Raw genomic sequence first — 23329 nt, 5'->3', positions numbered from 1 at the left:
GCTTCTAGGGAGGGCGCGCAGCCATGTTCGGTCGCTGGGCTGGCTCGGCTCACAGTTGGCCCACAAGCGTCCGCGACCGCCAGGTCAGCTCATAAGATCCGGTGCGCGTATGGTGCGCGACCAGTGGCACATGTTCGGAAACGGTGGCACACAGTGGCACGGCGAGGAACGCAAACGACCCGCGTTTCCGCAGGTCGTTGCTGGGTTTCCCCTGGTGGATCGGTGGTGCCCCCTGCAAGATTCGAACTTGCGCTCCCGGCTCCGGAGGCCGGTGCTCTATCCCCTGAGCTAAGGGGGCTCAACGTGTAGCTAGATTACCAGCAGTCTGGGGGCGCTCGTCACCATGATTGTTGAGGGTGTTGCGGTCGGGGCGTACACATACGGCGAAAAGCGCGCGTGGTACCCCTGGGAGGGGTTAGCCTCGCGGCCGTGGGTGAGGTTCTGGGGCGGGTACTCGTGGTGGATGACGATGAGGTCATTCGACAGCTCATCGCGGTCAATCTGACCTTGGAGGGCTTCGATGTGTACACGGCGTCCGATGGGCAGGATTGTCTTGATCGGGTACGGGAGGTGGATCCGGATGTCATCACGCTGGATGTGATGATGCCGCGGATGGATGGGTGGGAGACGGCGACCAAGTTGCGGGGGGACGTGCTGACCACGCACATCAAGGTCGTGCTGATCACTGCTCGGGCGCAAGAGGACGACAAGCGGCGGGGGTTGGGCATCGGGGTGGATGCGTACCTGACGAAGCCGTTCGATCCGGCCGAGTTGATCCAGGTCGTACGCGATCTGGCCACGGAGGCCCGCCTGTCGTCAGGCGCGTGAGGTTGCTGGCGGTGGGCGCAACTATCGTCGGAGGCATGAGTTTTGTGCTGGCGGTGTGGCGGGAGAGTGAGCCGATCGGGCGGGCGGTGGCGCGGGAGCGGTATTCGCATGCCGAAGGGTCGATGCTCAAGGAGCGGTTTCCCGATGAGGACGTCAGTGGTGGGCTGATCCGGATTGCGGCGGATCGGGTGGATGAGGTGTCCAACGCGGTGTTCGCGTTCGCGCGGGATGAAGGTCTTGTCTGCTATGACCCGCAGCGGGATCTCGTGCACAATCGGGAGCCGCTGGGGGCGTATACGGGGATTCAGCTTCATTCGGGGGACGGGATGGTGGTGACTGATCCCGATCTGGGCCTGATTCATGACGTGCTGGGGACTATGTCAGTACAGAACCCGTTTGTGGCGCTTGTCGTTTATGGGCGGCACTTCATGCAGGTCTCGCCGGGTTCGGCCGGGGATTACGAGCTGGAGTTCAAGGAGGGCGGGGTCATCCGGGCCACCCGGCTGGATGATCTGACCGAGGTTCGGGCGTGTTTCCTGGCGTACGCCACGGGAGATCGGTCGTTCCTCGGAGAACATCAGTGGTCCGCCGAGACGTGATGGCCCGCAGGCCGGACACGGTCGTGTCCAAGCCCGCGGGCCGCCATGGGCTCACGTCGTGGAGAACGTGAACCAGTTGACGTTGACGAAGTCGGCGGGCTGGCCGCTGCTGAAGGTGAGATAGACGGTGTGGGTGCCGGTTACGGGGGCGATGTTGGCGGGGATGGTGCGCCAGCTTTGCCAGCCGCCGGTGTTGGCGAGGGCGAAGTCGCCGACCACCGGGCCGGTGAGGCTGTCGAGGCGGACCTGGACGAGGCCGCTGACGCCGCCGGCCGCGCCTGAGGCGACCCGGGCGCGGAATTGGGTCGCGGCGGTTGAGCCGAAGTTGACGCCGTCGAAGCGGAGCCAGTCGCCGTTGGCGATGGCGCCGACGTTCTGGCCGCCGCCGGAGTCGGTGGTGGTTTCGCGGATGGTGCCCTGTTGTGCCTGGTACGCCTCCGCCTGGATGGTCGAGCGCGCGTCCACACCGCCGGGGGGCGGCGAAGGCGGCGGGGAGCTCGGCGGCGGGGTGGTGCCGGTGCCGCTCTGCCAGACGGCGACGTAGTCGACGACCATGGGGCGGCCGGAGACGGTGGCGGCGGTCGGGGTGCCGAACCCGGCGAGGGCGTTCGGGAAGGCGCCACCGATGGCCACGTTCAAAAGGATGAAATATCCGGCGTGGCTGGTCATGTTATTCCACGTCGTGGCGTCGAGCTGGGCCTGGCTGACGCTGTGGTACTGCTGGCCGTCCACGTACCAGCGCAACTGGTTGGGGTTGACCGAGCGGTCCCATTCGAAGCGGTACGTGTGGAAGGCCGACTGGCAGGAAGAGCCGGGACAGGCGCGGCTGTTCCCGAGGCCGGTGGTCTCGTTGCACGGGCCGCCGGCGCTGACACCGCAGTGCAGAACGCCCCAGACCGAGTTGAGGCCGTTGACGTTCTCCATGATGTCGAACTCGCCGATGGCGGGCCAGTTCCAGTAATTCCCCCGGTACGGCGCGCCCAGGGCCCAGAAGGCCGGCCAGTAGCCGAGAGCGGCGTTGCCGGTGACGTTGGGCATCTGGATGCGGCCCTCGATCCGGAGGATTCGCCCGGCGGCGGGCTTGAAGTCGGATCTGCGGGTCTCGATTCGGGCGGAGGTCCAGTTCTGGCCGCTGCCGATGGGGGTGATCCGGAGGTTGCCGGCACCGTCCAGGCTGACGTTGGCGGGGTTCGCGGTGTAGTTCTGGATCTCTCCGGTGCCCCAGTTGCCGGGGCCGCCTGGGTAGGCGTGGCCGGTGTCGATCTGCCAGTTGGTCGAGGAGGGCAGCGAACCCGCGCCGCCGTTGAAGTCGTCGGACCAGACCAGGCTCCAGCCGGAGGGAGTCGCCGGGACGGCGGCGTTGGCGGTCATGGCGTTGAGCAGGCTCACGGGGAGGAGAACAGCTGTCAACCACGCCAGCAGAGAGCGTTTTCTAAGTCGTACGGATTGCATGAGGAACCTCTCGGGTGAGGGGATACCGCAGTCACCGCAGCGCTGATGGGCGATTGAGGTTACTTTGCGCCTTAGTCCAACGAGGGTCAAGGCCCAGAAGTGAGAAGTTAGAGAGCGCTCTCAATGTTCGAGACTTGAACACTCGCGAGTGCGCCGAGCACGCCGGCGCGCTCGCCCAGAACCCCGGGGACCACGGTGAGGACGGCCGCGGCGCTGGGGATCGCGAGGCGGCGGACGACCTCCAGGATCGGGTCGATGAGGAGCGCCCCCGCCTCGGCGAGAGCACCGCCGACCACGACAAGACCGGGGTTGAGAATGTTGCAGAGACTGGCCACGGCGACACCCAGATGGCGGCCCGCGTCACCGATCACCCGGCGGCAGCCGACATCGCCCGCAGCGGCCAGCTCGACCAGCCGGGGCACCGTGACTCCCGGGCCGTGGGTGGCTCTGACCAGCTCAGTCAGATAAAGCCCACCCGCCAGCGTCTCCAGGCAACCACGGTTCCCGCACCGGCAAAGCCGGCCGTTCTCATCGATCGTGATGTGCCCGAGCTCCCCTGCGGCGCCACTCGCGCCGCGATACACACGCCCGTCGATGATGATACTCGCGCCCACTCCCGAGGCGATCTTCAGGTACGTGACGTCCTGCCGGCCCCGCGCGGCCCCCCAGGTCGCCTCGGCCAGCGCGCCCAGGTTCGCGTCATTGTCGACGTGTACGGCCAAGCCCAGGCGTTCGCCCATCGCGAGAGCCGGATTGATGCCCACCCACCCAGGCAGTATCGTGCTCGACCCGAGGATGCCGGTGAGCGGATCGATCGGACCCGGAACACCGAGTCCCACTCCCAAGATCTCGACACGCTCGGCTCCCAGGGTCTCCAGGAGTTCGTCTACCAGCAGCTCTGCCGCGAGCAGGCCCTCGGCGGCGCTGGCGTCCACGTCGATCGGAATTGCGCGTTCTGCCAGGATCTGGCGGGTGGCCTCGCCGATCGCGACGCGCAGGTGGGAGTGGCCGAAGTCGATGCCGACCAGAAGGCCGGTCTCGGGGGCCAGGGTGACCGCGTTGCGGCGGCCGCCGCCTGAGGTGATCGCGAGAATGCCCAGGTCGCGGAGTTCCCGGACGATGGTGGAGACGGTGGCGGGAGAGAGGCCGGTAGTTCGGGCGAGCTGGGCCTGGGTGAGTGAGCCCGCTCTTCTTACCGCTTCGGTGACCATGCGCCGGTTGGACTCCCGGAGCGCGGACAACGAGTTCGCCATAAACGATCTCCCATGTTCAGGTTCCGAACCTACACCTCTTGACGGGTTCGGAAAATACGAGCACTCTCAGTAGAGAGCGCTCTCAGGATAGGGAGGTGACTGTGGACACCTTCAAGGTCATCATCAGCGGCGAAGGACTGTACGCCCTCTGGCCCGCCGACTCCGACCCTCCCGAAGGATGGCGGGCAACCGGCGTCGACGGCGTCCACCAGGAACACCTCACCCACATCGCCGAAGTCTGGGGCGTCCACGGCACGATCGTGTGACCCTCCCCACTCCCAAACCCAACCGAGCCACTCGCCCCCCGGTTGAACCCACCTCTTCAGTAGAGGGCCTTCGTTAACCTGTCGTCCATCTTCTCCCGGGCGCATACCAGAGGGGCTCGAATCCCATCGGGGTTCGTCGTTGGTTGCCGTGGGTGTTCCCACCCACCCAGCCCTGTGTTTGCCCTCGGGCTCCGCCCGCCCCCGGCATCCCCGTGGCCGCCCAACGAAAAGACAACCGCTGCGCAAGTGGCTTGCCCACCCACGCCCCATTCCTCCCGCAGGCTCGGCCCGCCCCCGACATCCCCCATGGCCACCCCACGAAACGACGACCACAGCACGGCGGCGTGCCCACCCACGCCCCATTCCTCCCGCAGGCTCCGCCCGTCCCTGCCAGGGCTCCGCCCTTGAGTGATCACGGTGGCGGCGGGGCCGGGCGGAGCCCGAGGGAAATCAAAAGGGTGGGCGGGTGGGAGAACCACGCTGCTGTGATTTATGTCGACTCGCGGATCACCAATTCGGTTGGGAGGACCACCGGAGATTCCGCGTCAGGGGTCAGGAGGAGGCGGGCGAGTTCGCGGCCCATTTGCAGGGTCGGCTGGCGAACGGTGGTCAAAGGCGGGTCGGTGTAAACGGCGGAAGCGACGTCGTCGAAGCCGACCACCGCGACGTCGTCCGGTACCCGGCGGCCCGCGTGGCGGAGTGTTTGCATGGCACCGAAAGCCATCATGTCCGACGCGACGAACACGGCGTCCAGGGCGGGGTCGTCTTCCAGGAGTTGCCGCATCGCGAGGGCGCCGGAATCGCGGGTGAAGTCGCCGATGGCGATGATCGAGCGGCGGCCGGAGTCGCGCAGGACTTGGCGGTAGCCGTTCAGGCGGTCGATGCCGGCGACCATGTCGGGTGGGCCCGCGATGGTGGCGATGCGGCGGCGGCCACGTTCGAGGAGATGTGTTACGGCCTGGACCGCGCCGGAGACGTTATCCATGTCCACATAAGGCAGGCCATTCCCCGTGATCGGGCGACCGCTGCAAACCACGGGAATTCCCCGCCGGGCGAGCGTCATCGGCAACGGATCCGCGCCGTGCATGGACGCGATGATCACCCCGTCGACGTGACCGGCGGTCGTGTACCGCTCGACCCGCTCGTGCCCCCGAGCCGATCCCGCCATCATCAGCACGAGCTGCTTGTCGGCGGCTTCGACCTCCTGGCTGACCCCCCGGATGATCCCCGCGAACGTCGGATCGTCCGAGAACACCCGCACGGGCGGTTCGGAGAAGACGAGCGCGATCGAGTCCGCCCGCTGCGTGACCAAACTCCGTGCCGCGAAATTGGGGACATATCCGAGTTCGTCCACCGCGCGCATGACGGCGACCCGAATATCCTCCCCCACACTCGACGACCCGTTCACCACCCGCGAAACGGTCGCCCGGGACACGCCGGCCCGGGCGGCCACTTTCTCCAAGGTCGGGCGCACGGTCACGCCATTCCCCTATCTATCTCTGCCATGGCAGACCGCCCCCGCGCTCTTGAACACACCCGACCATACCGACGCCGACCGACCGCCCGGCACCGAGAAGACCAGCATCGCTCACGCCGGCAGCCCATTCCGCCGGATGACCTCGCTATACCAGCGCGCACTCTCCTTCGGCACCCGCTCCTGCGACGCGTAATCCACGTAAACCAGCCCGAACCGCTTCTCGTACCCGTACGCCCACTCGAAGTTGTCCATGAACGACCACACCAGGTATCCCCGCAGATCAACCCCAGCCGCGATGGCGGCGTGCGCGGCGCGGAAGTGCGCGTCCAGGAATGCGATCCGCCGCTCGTCGCTGACCCGCCCCCCGGACAGCACGTCCTCGAAGGCCGCGCCGTTCTCGGTGATCACCAGCGGGACCGGCGGATAGTCACGCTTGAGGCCGATGAGCAGTTCGGTGAGCCCGTCGGCCTCGATCGGCCAGCCCATGGCCGTCGTCGGCCCGGGCTTGTCGATGAACCCGACGCCTTCGCTGCCGGGGAAGACCGGGTTGGCGGGCTGTCCAGGACGCGGCTCCACCTGGAACGGGTGGTAATAGTTCACCCCGAGCATGTCGATGGGCGCCCCGATCAGAGCAAGATCACCCTCCTTCACGAACGACCAGTCCGTGAAACGCTCGGCTCGCCGTACCACATCGGTCGGGTATTCCCCCCGCAGCACCGGATCCAGGAAGATCCGGTTCAGGATCCCGTCAGGCACCGCGACCGCGGTCAGATCGGACCCGCGCACCGGCGCCAGGTTGAGCGTGATGCCGACCTCGCGAGCCCCGGCGCGCCGGAGTTCGCGGGTGGCCAGGCCGTGGCCGAGCAGCAGGTGGTGGGCCGCCGCGAAGGCCGCCCCCGGATCGGTACGCCCCGGCGCGTGCACCCCCGCCGCGTACCCAAGGAACGCGGAACACCACGGCTCGTTCAACGTGGTCCACAGGTCGATCCGGTCCCCGAGCCGCCGATGCACGATCGTCGCGTACTCCGCGAAACGCTCGGCGGTGTCCCGGTTCGTCCAGCCGCCGTGGTCTTCCAGGGTCTGCGGCAGATCCCAGTGGTAGAGGGTCAGGATCGGCGTGATGCCATGCCCGGCCAACTCGTCAACCAGCCGGTCGTAGAAGTCCAGTCCCCGGGAATTGGCCGGACCGGAACCATCGGGCTGGATGCGCGGCCAGGACACCGAGAACCGGTAGGCCCCCATGCCGAGCCCCGCCATGATCGCCACATCGCTCGCGTAGCGGTGGTAGTGGTCGCAGGCGACCTCCCCGGTGTGCCCGAGATGCACTTTCCCAGGCGTCCGCGCGAAGGTGTCCCAGATGGAGGGCCCCCGGCCGTCCTCCCGGGCCGCGCCCTCGATCTGGTACGCCGCCGTGGCCGTCCCCCACACGAAACCCGCCGGGAATTCCAGCACGCCGGGTTCCGCCCCCCGAGCCAACTCCGCGGACACGGTCATGTCGCCTCGCCCCTCCCCGCGCCTCCCCGTGAGAGCGCTCTCAGGCAGCATCCCGGCTGGATGGACCGGCTGTCAAGGCGAGCCGAGACGCACACGTTTTCCTGGATGCTCGTGATGACCCATTGACGTGACGTTAACGGCGGGGTTACCGTCCTGCCGCTGAGAGCGCTCTCTGAATCCCTCCGGAGCGGGAGCACCCCCGCCAGCTCGGTACCCGAGGAGGTAACCGTGCGTGTCAAGACAGTCGTTGTCGCCGCCAGCATGGCGGCAACGGCGCTCGTCGTCCCCGTCGTCACCGCGGGTCCAGCGAACGCGGTCGCGGTCGGCGCGGGCAGCTACGCAGCCACCCGCCCGGCCGGCACCGTCGGCCCATCGAACGACACCGGCCAGGCCGTGACCCCCAAGGTCACGTCCCGGATGGCCGGCCGCGCCGTGCCCACCAACGACTGGTGGTCCTCGCTGGTCTGGCAGCGGTACGCGGGCAACCCGTACTCCGAGAACATGTACGCCCACCCGCTCGCCTTCCACGCCTGGGCCAACGGGCTCGGCGTCGGCTCCCAGCCCAGCCCGACGATCACTCCTGACCAGCGGAACTACGAGCACATCGCGCCCAACGACCTGACCGTCGGCATCACGGGACTGAACGCGCCCCGGACCGAGGTGGACGGGTGGTCGGACTGGACGGTGACGCCGCAGTGGACCGACGGGGCCCGCACCCTGCGCACCACGATCGGGCACGGCTCGCCCTACGTGTTCGCGGAGGCGAGCGGCGGTAACGCGCAGGTTACTTTCAACGGGCCCGCAACCGTCTGGAGCAACACCGGAAACGTGCTCGGCGTGGCCGTGAACGGCCGTGACTACGCGCTGTTCGCGCCGACCGGAATCAACTGGACGCTGACCGGAACCGCCAACGCGACCGCGCCGGCCAGCTTCTACTCGGTCGCAGTGCTGCCGTCCCGGGCAGCACTGCCGCTCTACACGCAGTACACCTACTCCTTCGTCACCAACACCACCGTGAGCTGGTCCTACAACGCGGCGGCCGGGCAGCTCACGGCGACCTACGCGGCCACCACGACCGCCCGCCAGGGCAGCCAGACCGGGACGTTGTTCGCGCTCTACCGGCACCAGTGGCTGAACAGCACCGACGCGCTGACCGCGCACACCTACGTATCGCCGCGCGGCCAGATGAAGGTCCGCGCGGGCACCTCGTTCAGCACCTCCTCGAAGTTCAACGGCGTGCTTCCCGCGCTGCCGATCGCGCCCGGCGCCGACACCAACCGGATCAGGGCCGACATCGACGCCGAGCTCAACGCGGCCGACCCGTTCTGGGTGATGTCGGCCTTCCAGGCGCCGTGACAACGTGTCGAGTTCTGCCGTGACCGTAACGTTTTCGGATGGGCAGACGCTGGCCGTACCGGCGCGGGCGATGGCCTGGCGCGGCGCGGTGGGCAGCGGCGTAGAGAACGGCAACAGCGCGGGCCCGAACCCCAGCCCAAGTCCCTCGCCGCCCACCGGATTCGACGCGCGTTCCACCATCCAGGCGGAAGCGCGCAACGCCCAGCAGGGCACCACGCTGGAGACCACCACCGACACCGGCGGCGGCCAGAACGCCGCGCACCTCGCCAACGGTGACTGGCTGCGGTTCGACGGCGTGCGCTTCAACGGCGAGTTCCAGTTCAAGGCCCGGGTCGCGTCCGGCGCCGCGGGCGGATCAGCGACCTGGTCCAGGTACGGCTGGGCAGCCCGACCGCCACCCCATCGGCGAGTTCGCGGTCGCCAGCACCGGCGGCTGGCAGTCCTGGACCACGGTCCCGGCGAACATCGCCCCCAACTCCGCACACCGTCTACATCACCTTCGCCAGCGGCCAGCCGGCCGATTTCGTCAACCTGAACTGGTTCACCTTCGCGGTGAACTGACGCATCGCTGATCAAGGACGCCGGGCGGCCCCCGCGCCGCCTGGCGTTCTTACAGAGACGCCTGAGAGCGCTCTCTAAGAGACATAACAGCGCAATTCACAATCCCGTAACCGTAATCTCACATCGATTGACATCCCCACGACAAGAGATAAGGCTTCCGGAATCGCTCTCTCACGAGAGTTCCCGGTAACAGCTTTGGAGGAAGGGTCCATGTCGCTCCTCTCACGACCCGCCCGTATAACGGCCGTCGCAGCCGGCCTAGCGCTGATCGCCGCCGGATGCGGATCTTCGGAGAACACCACCACGCCACCCGCCGCTGGGGGCAGCACCGCCGTCTCCGCGGAGTGCCAGCCGTTTGCCGAGTACGGCTCGTTCGCCGGTAAGACGGTGAGCATCTACTCCCCCATCCGTGACACGGAAGCGGATCTGTTCCAGGAGGCCTGGGCTCCGTTCGCCAAGTGCACCGGAATGAAGATCACCTACGAGGGCACCGGCGAGTTCGAAGCGCAGATCCAGGTACGCTCCGACGCCGGCAACCCGCCTGACATCGCCTTCTTCCCGCAGCCGGGTCTGCTGGAGCGCTTCGCCAAGGCCGGCAAGCTCAAGCCCGCCTCGGCCAAGGTGAAGGAGCTGACCGACACCAACTGGTCGGCGGACTGGGCCAAGTACGCCACCGTCGACAACGTCTTCTACGGCGCCCCGCTCGGCGCCAGCGTGAAGTCCTTCGTCTGGTACTCGCCGAAGATGTTCGCCGAGAAGGGCTGGAAGATCCCCACCACGTGGGACGAGCTGATGACCCTCAGCGACACCATCGCCGCCTCCGGCATCAAGCCCTGGTGCGCGGGCATCGAGTCCGGTGACGCCACCGGCTGGCCGGCCACCGACTGGATCGAGGACATCATCCTCCGCGACCTCGGTCCCGAGGAGTACGACAACTGGGTCGCCCACAAGCTCGCCTTCAACGACCCGAAGGTCGTCGCGGCGGTCGACAAGGTCGGCGCGATCCTGAAGAACGACAAGTACGTCAACGGCGGCTACGGCCCCGTGAAGTCGATCTCCAGCACCGCCTTCCAGGAGGGCGGCGTGCCGATCACCGAGGGCAAGTGCGCCCTGCACCGGCAGGCCTCCTTCTACGCCAACTTCTGGCCTGAGGGCACCGTGGTCGGCGAGAACGACGACGTCTACGCGTTCTACCTGCCCGGCAACGACGCCACCAAGAAGCCGGTGCTCGGCGCCGGCGAGTTCGTCGCGGCCTTCGCCGACCGTCCCGAGGTCCAGGCCGTGCAGGCGTACCTGGCCGGCACCGAATTCCCGAACGCCCGGATGAAGCTGGCCACCTACGTCTCCGCCAACAAGGGCGTGGACCTGGCCAACGCGCAGAACCCGATCGACAAGCTGTCCATGGAGATCCTCCAGGACCCGGCGACGATCTTCCGCTTCGACGGTTCCGACCTGATGCCCGCCGCGGTCGGCGCGGGCACCTTCTGGAAGGGCATGACCGACTGGATCAACGGCAAGGACACGAAGTCCACCCTGGACTTCATTGACGCCTCCTGGCCGAAGTCGTAGAACCAAGCTCAACAGGTGAAGTAAACGTCCGGCTCCGGTCATCGGAGCCGGACGTTGCCTGCCTCAAGGGAGACCCATACCCCCATGGATCTGAACTTCGACTTCGCGGCCGAGCAACCCAAGCTGGTCCAACTCCTGATCGGTGTCGTCGCGTTCTTCGCCTTCATCGGCCTCATGCTGCTGCTCCTGGACCGTGCCCCGATGCGGCAGCGGGCCAGGCTGCACGCTCTCATCCTGCTCGGTCCCGCGCTGATCCTGCTGGGTATCGGCCTGATCATTCCGGGCATCCGCACCACCCTCCTGTCGTTCATGAACGGGGACAGTTCGACCTGGGTGGGATTCGAGAACTACGCGTGGATGTTCACCCAGCCCGAGGCGCTCACCGTGCTGCGGAACACGCTCATCTGGGTGCTGGTCGTGCCGCTGCTGGTCACCGCCATCGGGCTGGTGTACGCGGTGGTGGTGGACAACACCCGGTTCGAGTCGCTGGCCAAGTCGCTGGTGTTCCTGCCGATGGCGATCTCGTTCGTCGGGGCGGGCATAATCTGGCGGTTCGTGTACGCCTACCGCCCTGAGGAGGCCGACCAGATCGGGTTGCTCAACCAGATCGTGGTCTTCTTCGGCGGCACGCCGCAGCAGTGGCTGCTGGAACCGCCGATCAACACGCTGTTCCTGATCGTCGTCATGGTCTGGATCCAGGCCGGGTTCGCCACCGTGGTGCTGTCGGCCGCGATCAAGGGCATCCCGTCCGAGATCGTGGAGGCGGCCCGGCTGGACGGGGCCAGCCCGATCCAGATGTTCTTCCGGGTCACGATTCCGGCGATCAGGCCGGCCGTGATCGTGGTGGTGGTCACCCAGTGCATCGGGACGCTGAAGCTGTTCGACATCGTCCGTACCATGACCGGCGGGCAGTTCGACACCAGCGTCATCGCCAACGAGATGTACAACCAGTCGTTCCGCTACGGCGAGACGGGCAAGGGTTCGGCCCTGGCGGTGTTCCTGTTCGTGCTCGTCATCCCCATCGTGATCTACCAGATCCGCAACCTGCGGCAGCAACGGGAGGCAAGATGACCGCCACGGTCACCCCGACCCCCAAAACGTCCTCCCCGCCGCCGAGCACCCCGCAATCCCGCGTCCGCAAGCGGCTGACCAGCAGGTGGGCCAGCCTGATCGCGATCGTGATCGCGCTGCTGTGGACCACGCCGACCTTCGGGCTCTTCCTGTCCTCCTTCCGGCCCGAAGACCAGATCAAGCAGACCGGCTGGTGGACGTTCTTCAGCGATCCGGTGCTGACGCTGGAGAACTACCAGTCGGTGCTGTTCAGCACCTCGTCCTCGTCCGGCCAGATGGCCAGCTTCCTGATCAACTCGCTGGTCATCACGATCCCGTCCGTGCTGTTCCCGGTGGCCCTGGCCACCTTCGCCGCGTACGCGCTGAGCTGGCTGGACTTCCGCGGCCGGGACTGGATCTACATCGGCATCTTCGCGCTCCAGGTGGTTCCGCTGCAGATGGCCCTGGTGCCGCTGCTGTCGTTCTTCTCCCAGGGCGTCGAGATCTTCGGGCTGACCGTGCTGCCCGCCTGGGATCTGGAGGGACCGGCCAAGTTCATCCAGGTCTGGTTCGCCCACACCTGCTTCGCCCTGCCCGTCGGCGTCTTCCTGCTGCACAACTTCATGTCCGAGTTGCCGGGATCGCTGATCGAGGCGGCCCGGGTGGACGGCGCCACGCACGGGAAGATCCTGCGCAGGATCGTGCTGCCGCTGGTGCTGCCGGCGCTGGCCTCCTTCGGCATCTTCCAGTTCCTGTGGGTCTGGAACGACCTGCTGGTCGCGCTGATCTTCGCCGGTGGCACGCCGGACTCGGCTCCGATGACGGTACGGCTGGCGCAGATGGCCGGCACCCGAGGCAACGAATGGCAGCGCCTCACGGCGGGCGCGTTCGTGTCGATCATCGTGCCGCTGGCGGTGTTCCTGTCCATGCAGCGTTACTTCGTCCGCGGCCTGCTGGCCGGTGGCATCAAGGGATAATCCGCCGTTAATGAGAAATGCGCCCCCTGGCATAAAATAATCAGTTCAATCGCCCGACCTGCGCCAACGTAAGATCGGTACGCTTGGTCGCGCATTTCTCATTACCGGAGGGTCTCGATGAAGCGCCCCACCCTGGAGGCTGTCGCCGCGCGTGCGGGGGTGTCCCGGGCAACCGTTTCCCGGGTCGTCAACGGGCAGTCCACGGTCGGCCCGGAGATCCGTGACGTGGTCATGCGGGCCGTCCGCGAGCTCGGCTACGTGCCCAACTCGGCGGCGCGCAGCCTGGTCACCCAGCGGACCGACTCCATCGCCCTGGTCGTCTCCGAGCCCCCGACCAGGGTGTTCTCCGACGACCCGATGTTCTCCACGGTGATCCGCTCGGCCAGCGTGGAGCTGGAGGCGGCCGACAAGCAGGTCGTGCTCATGCTCAGCGGCACCGCCCAGAGCCACGCCCGGGTGGAGCGCTACATCGCCTCCGGGCACGTGGACGGCGTCATGCTCATCTCCATGCACGGCGCCGACCCGCTGCCCGCCGCCATCACCCGGATGGGCGTGCCCGCCGTCTCGTACGGCCGGCCCGCGGTTCCGGTGGCTTTGCCATACGTGGACAACGACAACGTGGGCGGCGCCGAGAAAGCCGTCAAGCACCTGCTGGAGCGCGGGCGGCGGCGGATCGCCACCATCGCGGGGCCGCAGGACATGATCGGCGGGCAGGACCGGCTGACCGGCTACCGGACCGCGCTGCGCGACTCCGACCGGCGGTCCATCGTGGCGGTGGGCGACTTCACCCGGGAGTCGGGCGCGATCGCGATGCGGCAACTGCTGGAGGACGATCCGCAGCTGGACGCGGTCTTCATCGCCAACGACCTGATGGCCATCGGCGCCATCCAGGCGCTGCGCCAGGCCGGGCGGAGCGTGCCGGACGACGTGGCCATCGTCGGGTTCGACGACATCGAGGCGGCGCGGTACACCGATCCGCCGCTGACCACCGTCCGGCATCCGATCATCGAGCAGGCGGCGGCCATGGTCGCGCTGCTGCTCAGCCTGCTGGAGGGTGACGAGAACGCGGCCAGCCCGGTGATCCTGCCCACCGAGCTGGTGATCCGCGAGTCAGCCTAGGGAGTTCTTTATTCTGGCCAGGACGTTGAGCGGGGCCAGGCCGTACGCGAAGAAGTCCACGCCGGTCGCGCCCGCGGCCTTGGCGGCGCGGACCTTGGCGGCCAGGCGGTCGGTGGCGTCGGTCTCGCCGAGGGCGGCGATGTCCGGCGCGCCGGGCCGCAGCACCGCGCGCAGTCCCCGGTCCTTGCCGACCGAACGCTGGTAGGCGGCGATGTCGTCGGCGACCCTGGCCGCGTCGCGGGCGTAGGCCAGGACGGCGAATGACGGGACTATGTCGCCGAGGGCGACCAGGTCGACGCCGAGTTGCCAGGCGTCGTGGGCGGCGAGCCCGGCCGGGGGGAGGCCGTCGGCGTAGCCTTTGGCCGCGCCGGTGCCGTCGGTGAAGGTGAGCCGGGAGCCCTCCTCGGTGACGGCGGCGGCGACCTCGGCGACCAGCGTGGTGACGGTCTCGGAGCGGGCCCGGGCGTAGGCGACGACCTCGGGTCCGGCGTAGGCGGTGAGCGCGGCCCTGGTCACCTCGCCCTGGGCGGGCGGGTCGCCGTCCAGGACGCCGCCGACGATCCTGCCGCATTCCTCGCGGGCCACCTCGGCGTTGACGCCCAGGTCGGCGGCGCGGCGCAGGCAGTGGTGGCAGAAGCAGAGGCCGAACAGGTAGGCGTCCATCGGGCCGAGTGGGACAGCACAGCGTTCGTAGCTGAACGGGCTGAAATGCAGGGCTTCGGCGACGACGCTGTCGAAGCCCTGGCGGGCGACGGCGCGGGCCAGGGCCACCGCGTATTCGCGGACATCAGGGTGGGCCGGGCAGAGATCGGCCGGGGAGCCGCGGTCGCCGAAACAGTTGCGGATGGTGACCTGGGGGTGCTGTTCGCCGATCGCGGCGTTGCGGAGGAAGACCGTCCAGCCGTGTACGGCTAGTCCTCTTTGCCGGAGTTCACCCAAGGGGAGCTCGGGTTGCTTCTGGGGGACCAAACGGCCGCCTTCCGGCCAGGGAACCCGCACGCCGTCGTGGCGCACGGTCACCCGGGTGGCTCCGTGCGGGGTGATGTCCCTGGACCGCTCGGAGGTGACGGCGATGGTCACCCCCGCCGCGCCGTAGCCGGTGATCCGGTCGAGGACCTGATCGACGCCCTCGGCCAGGTCCTCGGCGAAGACGTACACGGAGGTGTCCACCTACTGCCCCTTGTACGCCACGAAGTCGATTTCCACCAGGATGTCGAGGAGCTGCGAGCCGACGGTGGTCCGCACCGGATAAGGCTCGGTGAAGTACGACTTGTACACCTCGTTGTAGGCGGCGAAGTCCTCCTTCAGGTTCTGCAGGTGCACGGTGGACTTCACCACATGCGCGAAGGTCAGCCCGTGCGCGGCCAGGATGGCGCCCAGGTTCTGCAGGGTTTTGTGCGTCTGCTCGGCCACGTCGACGCCGACCACCTCGCCGGTCACCGCGTCCAGCGGCCCCACGCCCGCGGTGTACACGAAGTCCCCCACCACCAGGCCCTGCGAGTAGGGGCCGACCGGCGCGTAGCTGTCGGTGGTACGGATCTCCTGCATCTTTCGCTCCTAGAAGTAGGTGGTGATCAGATCGACGACCACGTGGTCGTCGTCGACGACGGGGATGACGCGCCACTTGTCGAACGCCGTGCACGGGTGGGAGATGCCGAACGAGACCAGGTCCCCGGGGCGCAGGCCGTCGCCGCTGAGGTAGGTGTGCTGGTCCTGGATTCGCTCCACGGTGATGCCGTCGGGCATGTTGTGCGGGATCGGCAGGTCGATGTCGTAGGGGACGTCGCGTTTGCCCATGCCGACCATGATCAGGCCGGGCTCCGGGGTGGAGATCACTTGGGCCCAGACTTCGATGGCGGGCTGGAGGACGTCGCGGAGGGGGCTGGCGCAGGCGTACAGGCCTTCGTCGTGGGCGATGTACGCGCCGCTGCGCAGGATCACGGTGGCGTCGTCGATGCCGAGCTCTTCGGCGACCAGGTCGAACCAGGCGCTGCCGCCCGCGGAGACGATCAAGTGCTTGGTGTACGGCCTGACGAGTTCGGCGGCTTCGGCGAGTTGCCGGAGGTAGGCGCGGACCTCGTCAGGGCCGGGCTGGGTGCCCTCATATCCGGCTACTCCAGCGAGTTCGACGCCTTCGGTGTTCGTGATCATCTCGGTGAGAGTGCGCAGTTCTTCTAGGCCGCGGCAGCCGGTGCGTGCGTTGGGCTGGCCTAGTTCGATCAGGACCTGGAACGGCTTCTTCCCCGCAGCCGCTGAGAGCGCGCTGACGCCTTCGGGACAATCGGCGTACACCAGGCATTCGAAGCCTGCTTCGAGCTCGCCAGCGAGCCAGTGGAGCGCTCCCACGTCATAGATTTCGTTGGCCAGGAGCACGCGCCGTACGCCGAAGTGCCGGAAGGCGAGGACTTGGGCGGCGTTGGCGGCGGTCATGCCCCAGGCGCCGGCGCGGAGCTGGGCCTGGACGAGTTCGGGGGACATGGTGGTCTTGCCGTGCGGGGCGAAGGTCAGGCCGTGGTCGGCGGCGAATCGGGCCAGGGTGGCGATGTTGTGGGTGAGGGCCGATTGGCGCAGCACGAGGAGCGGCCAGGTGAAGGGGCCGTCGAAGAGGGAGTGGCGCGCTGCCAGGAAGTCGGTTCTGGTGATCAGTTCCGGGTGCAGGAAGCCGCGGGTGCGCCAGTCGATGACCGGGTCGTCGAAGTTCATGCCGCCTCCCCGGTATAGACCACCCCGTGGATCGTACTGGACCTCAGGCGGCACGGAGGGCGCGGCCGGGGGTGGCTCCGGTCAGCTGGCCGTCCTTGAGTACGGGGACGCCCGCCACGAGGACGTCGTCGATGCCGACGGAGAGGGAGCGTGGGTCCTGGTAGGTCGCGGTGTCGGACACTGTTTCCGGGTTCACGACGATCAGGTCGGCGATCTGGCCGGGCCGGATCAGACCACGGTCGGGGAGGTGGAAGCGGCGGGCTGGGTGCGAGGCGAAGTGCACCGCCGCTTGTTCCCAGGTCAGGTCGCCGAGTTCACGAACATGACGGCCGAGGTAACGCGCGAACGTTCCGTAGGCGCGTGGGTGCGGGTGCCCGCCGACGTGGATACCGTCGGATCCGCCCATATGTCCCGGATCCCGCATGATCGCCCTGATGGACTCCTCACCGCGCGGTCCTTCGTCCGGACGCGCCATCACGCATCCCGCCTCCAGTCGCGTCTCGATCAGCAGCACCCGGCAGAACTCCTCAACCGAAGCGCCATATCTCTCCGCCGCTTCGGGCAGCGTCAGTCCCTCAGCCCACTCGAACGTCGGCGCGTGCGCCAACGTCAACCGCTCCCAGACCACCTTTGACCACTCCCGCTTTACCCGTTCCCCCTCTTCGACAAGTACGGCGATCGCCTTCTCGATATCAGCCGCGGGCACCCAACTGGGCAACACGACCATCCCCAGAATCGTGCTCCCCCGCAGATAGGGATAGGTATCGAAACTCAGATCCACCCCTTTGTCCCGCGCCCCCTCGACTAGCCCCAGCAATTCCCCTGAGGGCCCATGAAAATGCGAAATATGCACCGCCACGTCCGACCGCCGCGCAATCTCCACAACCTCCGCCACTCCGACGCCCGCCGCAGCCCCATACCCCCGCATATGCGTCACATAAGGCAACCCACCCAAGCTCTCACAAATCCCCGCTAGCTCCCTCACATCGGCATACCGCCCCGGCACATACTCCAACCCAGTCGAAACCCCCACCGCCCCCTCACTCAACCCACGCTCCACAATCCCCCGCATAACCCCCAGCTCATCCTCATCCGCCCCCCGCTCCGCCGCCCCCATAACGTCAAACCGCACCGTCCCATGCGGAATCAAATAACCAACGTTAACCGCCACGGCCCTGTCATATCCCCCCAGCAATTCCTCCACGGACACCGGCCCCTCAACCCCCGGATGCCCTCCATTAATCGCCGCAAAATACCGCCGCACATACCGAAATGTCGCCCGCTCTCTCACCGGCGCAAACGACAACCCATCCTGCCCCACCAAAACACTCGTCACCCCTTGCCGCAAACAAGCCAACTGCACCCCCTCCCCAAAAACCACCCCATCCCCATGCGAATGACAATCAACAAACCCCGGCAACACAAACCTCCCTTCAGCCTCAATCAGAACCCCCGCCTCCACCCCTCCCAACCGCCCAACAACCACAACCCGCCCACCCTCAACCCCCACATCCCCCCGAAACCGAGGCGCCCCCGTCCCAACACCAACCCACCCACCCCGCACCACAACATCAAGTCCCATGCCCCGATTCAACCACTCGATCTTGAACCCCCACCCAACCAACCCACCTGACGCCTCGGTCTCGACACCTCGATCTGGGTGGCCCGTCAGCGGGCCCACCGCCCCCAGCGGTGCCGAGCAACTCGGCCAGACGCCGCGCTTCGGCAGGACCATCCGGGGCCAACAGCAGCGACCGATCTCCCTCCCCGGCCCGCACCATCCGCTCCTGCAGGGCAGCCATCAGCTCATCCCGTTCCGCCAACGGCCCCTCCCCGCGACGCTATGCCGCGAAACGAGATTAACCACTCCCCCACAAAGGAAAGGCGATCGGAGCACGCCCCACCCCGTCACCTGTTCTGGGGTCAAATCGCGAGATGTTCCCCCAACGCACGGTCGATCTGTTTCATGAGCGACGGAGGCAGTTGCCCGATTCGGTTTCCCACCCGTTGAAACGTCACCGCCCGTAGCTGCTCTACCTGCGCCTTGGAATCCCGTGCCAGCCCTGATTCCTCGGCCGGTATCAAGACCTGGAAGGACAGGACTTGGACAGTGTTCGATGTCAGCGGTACGACTGTGATCACACCCCTGCCATTGCGCTCGACGGAGCGGTTGGCCGCATCCCGGCTGACAATGACAGCCGGACGAGTTTTATTGGCTTCTGAGCCTCGCACCGGTTCGAAGTCCACCCAGCAGAGATCACCTCTCCGCATCGCTCAACCCGTCCCCCGCGACGCTGTCCCAGAGGAGAGCGTCTTCGCTGGAATCCCACTCCTCGAACGCGACCGTGTACGCCTCCTCAAGATGAGCCTCTCGCAGCAGGTTCAGGGCATCGTGAATCACAGCGGACCGAGACTGACTCCGATGTCGTGCCACGTACTCATCGATGAACGCGAGGTCTTCTTCCGGCAGGCTCACACTCAGCTTCATGAATCTATGCTACCCACCTTCCTACTAAAGATGCTACCAGTAGTAGGAGTTCTAGTCGGGTGAGGGGATGTAGCTTCGGGTTGGAGTGTCGGGGCATTGGGGGTTGGGGAGGACGGGGTGGGCGGTGAGGGTGGTGCGGGCCTGGGTGCGGGCCCAGTTCCAGCCGTTCCAGGGGTCGGGCCGGTCGAGCGCGTGGACGCGGACGATTCTGTCGAGGACGCAGCTGCGGATGGGTTCGGGGAGGCGGTCCAGAGCGGGAACGGCTTCCACGCCGAGGCTGCTGAGGTAGTTGTGGTCGAGGCGGTCGACACCGCGGACGGCGTGCTGGGTTTCGACGATGCGGGCGTCGGGGTTCCAGAGTGCGAAGGTCAGCAGCGTGACGCCGGTGAGCAGGACGAAGGTGCGCGGGAGCCAGGTGGTCGAGCGCCGGTTCAGGCGTACCGCTCCGGCTGCCAGCACCAAGATGAAGACTGCGGCCAGCCACCAGATCGTGACACCTACCGTGGCGCGCAACCGGGTCAGGCCGTACGCATCGAGGTAGAGGTCCAGGCGGTGCAGGGCCGAGGCGAGGATGACCAGCGTGAAGGCGCAGAGCAGGCCGAGCAGGCCGGCGAGCAGCCAGCGATGGGTGGCGGGATCCAGCAGCGCCCAGCAGAGCGCCACGATGGCCAGCACGATGAAACTGACCGTGACCAGCTCGAAGAACCCGGACCGGGCGTACTCGGCGTAGGTCAACCCGGCGGTTTCGAGCACACGATCGTTGCCGCCGAAAAGCACCGTGATCTGAACCGCGACAAACGCCGCGAAGAGCAGGTTGAGGCCTGCCAGCGGGATCACCCAGAGCGTGCGAGCGATCGGCACCCGCGGCAACGGGATCTCGGTCTCGGCGACCGGACGCAACGCCACCAGCACCGCGGCTGCCACCATCACACCGAAGACCACGAACAAGAAGATCCGGTAGGGCAGCGTGTCCGCCCACCCCGGCGCTTCCAGCAGGTCACGGGCGAACTGCGAGAACACGGCGTCCGCGGCCATGAAGAGCAACCCGAAGATCACCAGTAAAAGCGCCGTGACGCCCAGACTCACCAGAATCGGCAACAACCGCCGCCGCTTCATGAACGACTTCATCGGAGCGGACAGGAACCACGGCATCGGGAACACGGCCAGCCCAACCGACAACCCTCCGCGGATCGTACTGAACCACCCCCGACCGCTCCCCGACAGCCCCAGCGAGGCGACGAACATCCCCGCCACCAGAACCGGCTGCAACACCCACTCCGCGTCCCGAACCAGCGTCACCCCCACCAGCGCGTAGGCCAGCACCGCGAACCCCACCGACCAGAGCGTCACCCTCCGCCGCGCCGCGGGCAGCACCGCCAGCCCCATCACGACAGCGGTCAGCACCAACCCCAACCCCTTCGGCGCGTACGGCAACAGCACCGCCGCCACGACCCCGACACCAGCGGCGGCAGGCAGCACCCAGGGCGGCGTATCCGGCAAATCAGGCCGAGGAAAGATCGGCGGCGGCACATACACGGGCGGCGGACCACCGGGCGGACCATATACGGGCGCCGCCCCACCTCCGGATGGGTAGGACGGGTAACGCACAGGGGGCACACCTCCACCGGGTGCGTTATATACGTGGGCCGCCCCACCAGCCGACGGGTTATGCATGGGCGGCGCACCTCCACCGGACGGGTTATGTACGGACGGAACCCCACCACCGGACGGGTTATACACGGGCGACACCCCATCACTAGGCGGACCGTAACCGGAGCCGACCCCTTCCCCATGCGGCGACTCCTCCGGCAGCCAACCAGTTCTGGCCGAAGTGTCGCCTTCCGAAGGAGCATGCGGAGACGGCGTCGCCCCGGCATCGGCCGGAGCATGATCTGTCGATGGCGCCTCCTCGCTTTCCTCCTTCTTCGTTTCAGCGGAAGCGTCGCCTTCGACGGGGTCGGCGACTTCAGTCGCCCGAGCTGGATGCACGATCCCGCTGGGAGGCGGTCCCCAGGGCTGGTGCACGAATTGCCCCACGTTCGGGTACGCCTGTCGGCCGCTGCTGGAACCGATCGCGGCACCGGCCACGGCCCCGCCCCCACTGAACGCGAGCAGCAGAACCGCCCCCGTCACCTCGCCCAGGACGTCGCTCGCGAGGATCACCACGAACATGCCAAGGATGAACCCGGCCAGCATGCCAATTCCCGCGACGAGCCCGGCCCGCCCACTGCTCGATGAACGGGGACCGTCCGGCGGGCGCGGGTAGTAGGGACCTCCCGGAGGCGGCCACCCATAGGGAGGTCCGCCCGGACCATACGGCGGACCAGCGGGCGCCTGACGCGGCGTCGACATGGCCGCCACGACCGGAGGCGTCTCCAGCGATTCCTCAGAAGACACCCCGGGCGACACCACGTCCGCCGCTTCTCCCGCCGCTTCGCTGTCAGATTCGTGCGCCGGACCGGCCGACTCAACGGAATCGATCGATGGCCGCGTGGATATCGGCTCGTTCAGAGCTGAGAACTCCGTGCGCCCCGCCGAGGCAGTCGACGCCGACCGAACTAACGCCGGACCGGCCGACTCAGCCGAACCGGCCAACAGCCCCGTAAGCATCGGCTCATTCAAAGCCGAGGACTCCGTGCGCCCCGCCGGAGCAGTCGACGCCGACCGGACCAGCGCCGGACCGGCCGGATCGGCCAACGGACTCGTAAGTATCGGCTCGTTCAAGACCGAGGACTCCGTGCGCCCTGCTGGAGCTGTCGGTGCCGTATGGGCTGCCGAAGTCGATGCCGTTTGGGCTGATGCAGTCGGTGCTGTGCGGGCTGATGACAAGGGTGCCGTTTGGGCTGATGGAGTCGATGTTGTGCGGGCTGATGAAGGGGGCAAAGCCGGGCGAGCCGCGATCGGAATGTCAGCTGAAATCACTACCGGCTGCGCGATGGTCAGCTCAGTCTTCTCCGCCGGAGGCGCTTCGGGATCAGCCGGGATTCCGGACATGTGGATTCTCCCTGGAAGTTGGACGAGCATGTGGCACCCGTGCGGATGGCCGGTCACGCGGATGGTGCCCTGGTGGAGTTCGACGATCTCCTTGGCGATGGCCAGGCCGAGACCGGCACCGCCTGCGTCGGCCGCGCGACCGGCGTCGAGACGGGAGAACCGTTCGAAGACCCGGGTGCGTTCGCTCGCGGGGATGCCAGGACCCTCGTCATGGACGGTGAGTTGCACATCGGATCCCGCCCCCCGGCCTTCGAGGCGTACGGTGCCACCGGGCGGGCTGTGCCGTACCGCGTTGTCGAGGAGGTTGGCGAGGACCTGGGCGAGCAGGGCGGGGTCGGCTTTGAGGTGCAGCCCAGCGGTGACGTCGCTGAGGACGGTGACGGTGTCGGTGGCCAGACCGGCTTCGCGGGCGGCCTGCCCGCAGAGGGAGCCAAGATCGAACGGTTCCGCCTCGATCAGCCGCGCGCCCGAGTCGAGGCGGGACAGGTCGAGCAACTGGGCGACCAGGCGGCCCAGACGCTGGGTCTGGGCAAGGGCGGTGCCGAGAGTCTCGCGGTCGGGCGGGGAGACCCCGTCGACAACGTTCTCCAGCACCGCCTGCAGGCCGGTGATCGGCGTACGCAGCTCGTGGCTCACGTTCGCGACCAGTTCACGGCGTTGCCGGTCGACTTCGCCGAGGTCGGCGGCCATCGCGTTGAAGGCACGGGCGAGCTCGCCGACCTCGTCGCGGGAGGTGGCGGAGACGCGCAGGCCGTACCGGCCTTTGGCGATGGTCTGGGCGGCGGCGGCCATCTCGCGGAGCGGCTTGGTCATCCCCCTGGCCAGAAACTGCACCATGATCACCGCAAGGACGACGGCGATCGCGATGCGCAGATTGCCCGGCAAGTCCGCGCCCAGACCAAGCTCATTGACACCAAAGGCGGTCACCACGGCCAGCACGATCACCAGCCCCAGCTTGATCTTGATCCGCCCCAGAAAATCCAGCGGTCTCATAGGCGAACCAGAGTCTGATCGATCGGTTGGACCTCGATCCACCTGAGAGAGTCCAGCGGTGTCATAAGCGAACCTCGATTGGTTGAACCCCAATCCGCCGGACAAAGTCCGAGAGTGTCATAGGCGAACCAAGGTGATCGGACCTCGAGG

20 protein-coding genes, 1 tRNA gene and 1 pseudogene are annotated in these 23329 nt (G+C 67.3%); 9 read left to right on the top strand and 13 right to left on the bottom strand.

The window, feature by feature from the left end; translation table 11 throughout:
- Positions 1 to 223 precede the first annotated feature (223 nt).
- A tRNA-Arg gene (locus ABGB08_RS31625) sits at positions 224 to 298 on the bottom strand.
- Positions 299 to 429: 131 nt separating this feature from the next.
- Here ABGB08_RS31625 and ABGB08_RS31620 point away from each other — a divergent pair.
- Positions 430 to 828 carry a response regulator gene (locus ABGB08_RS31620; protein ID WP_246265295.1) on the top strand — a complete coding sequence of 133 codons (399 nt, stop codon included), beginning with the start codon at positions 430 to 432 and terminating at the stop codon, positions 826 to 828.
- A gap of 35 nt (positions 829 to 863) precedes the next feature.
- On the top strand, positions 864 to 1427 hold the full coding sequence (locus tag ABGB08_RS31615; RefSeq protein WP_347597526.1) for a hypothetical protein: 564 nt from the start codon (positions 864 to 866) through the stop codon (positions 1425 to 1427).
- A gap of 51 nt (positions 1428 to 1478) precedes the next feature.
- Here ABGB08_RS31615 and ABGB08_RS31610 read toward each other — a convergent pair whose 3' ends face one another.
- A complete protein-coding gene (locus ABGB08_RS31610; RefSeq protein WP_347597523.1) occupies positions 1479 to 2837 on the bottom strand; it encodes a glycoside hydrolase family 16 protein in 1359 nt (452 codons plus the stop codon).
- A gap of 149 nt (positions 2838 to 2986) precedes the next feature.
- Positions 2987 to 4132, bottom strand: coding sequence for an ROK family transcriptional regulator (locus ABGB08_RS31605; RefSeq protein ID WP_155355222.1), 1146 nt, complete (start codon positions 4130 to 4132; stop codon positions 2987 to 2989).
- A 95-nt stretch (positions 4133 to 4227) separates the two neighbouring features.
- Here ABGB08_RS31605 and ABGB08_RS31600 point away from each other — a divergent pair, with 95 nt between their 5' ends.
- Positions 4228 to 4398 carry an MbtH family NRPS accessory protein gene (locus ABGB08_RS31600; RefSeq protein WP_347597519.1) on the top strand — a complete coding sequence of 57 codons (171 nt, stop codon included), beginning with the start codon at positions 4228 to 4230 and terminating at the stop codon, positions 4396 to 4398.
- A 490-nt stretch (positions 4399 to 4888) separates the two neighbouring features.
- Here ABGB08_RS31600 and ABGB08_RS31595 read toward each other — a convergent pair whose 3' ends face one another.
- Both ABGB08_RS31595 and ABGB08_RS31590 read right to left on the bottom strand, forming a co-directional pair.
- Complete coding sequence (locus ABGB08_RS31595; protein ID WP_347597516.1) at positions 4889 to 5878, bottom strand: LacI family DNA-binding transcriptional regulator; 990 nt, start codon at positions 5876 to 5878, stop codon at positions 4889 to 4891.
- 108 nt (positions 5879 to 5986) lie between these two features.
- Positions 5987 to 7369, bottom strand: coding sequence for a GH1 family beta-glucosidase (locus ABGB08_RS31590; protein ID WP_347597513.1), 1383 nt, complete (start codon positions 7367 to 7369; stop codon positions 5987 to 5989).
- Positions 7370 to 7597: 228 nt separating this feature from the next.
- Here ABGB08_RS31590 and ABGB08_RS31585 point away from each other — a divergent pair, with 228 nt between their 5' ends.
- The 6 genes from ABGB08_RS31585 (at position 7598) to ABGB08_RS31560 (ending at position 14001) form a co-directional block, all read left to right on the top strand.
- The gene (locus ABGB08_RS31585) at positions 7598 to 8725 is read left to right on the top strand and encodes a hypothetical protein (protein ID WP_347597510.1); all 1128 of its coding nucleotides are present in this window, start codon (positions 7598 to 7600) and stop codon (positions 8723 to 8725) included.
- Positions 8726 to 8744: 19 nt separating this feature from the next.
- Positions 8745 to 9260, top strand: a complete 516-nt coding sequence (locus ABGB08_RS31580) for a carbohydrate-binding protein (protein ID WP_347597507.1) — start codon at positions 8745 to 8747, stop codon at positions 9258 to 9260.
- 236 nt (positions 9261 to 9496) lie between these two features.
- Entirely contained in the window at positions 9497 to 10855 is a 1359-nt protein-coding gene (locus tag ABGB08_RS31575; RefSeq protein ID WP_347597504.1) for an ABC transporter substrate-binding protein, read from the top strand.
- Positions 10856 to 10939: 84 nt separating this feature from the next.
- Entirely contained in the window at positions 10940 to 11926 is a 987-nt protein-coding gene (locus ABGB08_RS31570; RefSeq protein ID WP_347597501.1) for a sugar ABC transporter permease, read from the top strand.
- Positions 11923 to 12882: a carbohydrate ABC transporter permease gene (locus tag ABGB08_RS31565; protein ID WP_347597498.1), complete on the top strand. Its 960-nt coding sequence runs from the start codon at positions 11923 to 11925 to the stop codon at positions 12880 to 12882. The genes ABGB08_RS31570 and ABGB08_RS31565 overlap by 4 nt, the downstream gene beginning before the upstream one ends.
- 117 nt (positions 12883 to 12999) lie before the next feature.
- Positions 13000 to 14001: a LacI family DNA-binding transcriptional regulator gene (locus tag ABGB08_RS31560; protein WP_155361872.1), complete on the top strand. Its 1002-nt coding sequence runs from the start codon at positions 13000 to 13002 to the stop codon at positions 13999 to 14001.
- Here ABGB08_RS31560 and ABGB08_RS31555 read toward each other — a convergent pair.
- The 8 genes and pseudogenes from ABGB08_RS31555 to ABGB08_RS31520 form a co-directional block, all read right to left on the bottom strand.
- Positions 13993 to 15171: a hypothetical protein gene (locus ABGB08_RS31555; RefSeq protein ID WP_347597494.1), complete on the bottom strand. Its 1179-nt coding sequence runs from the start codon at positions 15169 to 15171 to the stop codon at positions 13993 to 13995. The two genes, ABGB08_RS31560 and ABGB08_RS31555, sit on opposite strands and share 9 nt — an antisense overlap.
- The gene (locus tag ABGB08_RS31550; protein WP_155350907.1) at positions 15172 to 15549 is read right to left on the bottom strand and encodes a Rid family detoxifying hydrolase; all 378 of its coding nucleotides are present in this window, start codon (positions 15547 to 15549) and stop codon (positions 15172 to 15174) included. It abuts the gene before it with no gap.
- A 9-nt stretch (positions 15550 to 15558) separates the two neighbouring features.
- On the bottom strand, positions 15559 to 16704 hold the full coding sequence (locus tag ABGB08_RS31545) for an alanine racemase (RefSeq protein ID WP_347597490.1): 1146 nt from the start codon (positions 16702 to 16704) through the stop codon (positions 15559 to 15561).
- A gap of 43 nt (positions 16705 to 16747) precedes the next feature.
- Positions 16748 to 17431 carry an amidohydrolase family protein gene (locus tag ABGB08_RS31540; protein ID WP_347597560.1) on the bottom strand — a complete coding sequence of 228 codons (684 nt, stop codon included), beginning with the start codon at positions 17429 to 17431 and terminating at the stop codon, positions 16748 to 16750.
- Positions 17432 to 17728: 297 nt separating this feature from the next.
- A pseudogene (locus tag ABGB08_RS31535) lies at positions 17729 to 18286 on the bottom strand (amidohydrolase family protein); the annotation flags it as partial.
- A 341-nt stretch (positions 18287 to 18627) separates the two neighbouring features.
- Positions 18628 to 18951, bottom strand: coding sequence for a type II toxin-antitoxin system PemK/MazF family toxin (locus ABGB08_RS31530; RefSeq protein ID WP_347597487.1), 324 nt, complete (start codon positions 18949 to 18951; stop codon positions 18628 to 18630).
- 10 nt (positions 18952 to 18961) lie between these two features.
- On the bottom strand, positions 18962 to 19192 hold the full coding sequence (locus ABGB08_RS31525) for a ribbon-helix-helix domain-containing protein (protein ID WP_155361239.1): 231 nt from the start codon (positions 19190 to 19192) through the stop codon (positions 18962 to 18964).
- A gap of 51 nt (positions 19193 to 19243) precedes the next feature.
- Positions 19244 to 23179: a DUF4153 domain-containing protein gene (locus tag ABGB08_RS31520; protein WP_347597484.1), complete on the bottom strand. Its 3936-nt coding sequence runs from the start codon at positions 23177 to 23179 to the stop codon at positions 19244 to 19246.
- Positions 23180 to 23329: the final 150 nt, after the last annotated feature.

Origin of the sequence: Acrocarpospora sp. B8E8 (assembly GCF_039871605.1) — a bacterium.
GTDB lineage: Bacteria > Actinomycetota > Actinomycetes > Streptosporangiales > Streptosporangiaceae > Acrocarpospora > Acrocarpospora macrocephala.
This window is presented reverse-complemented; position numbering and strand designations above follow the sequence as displayed.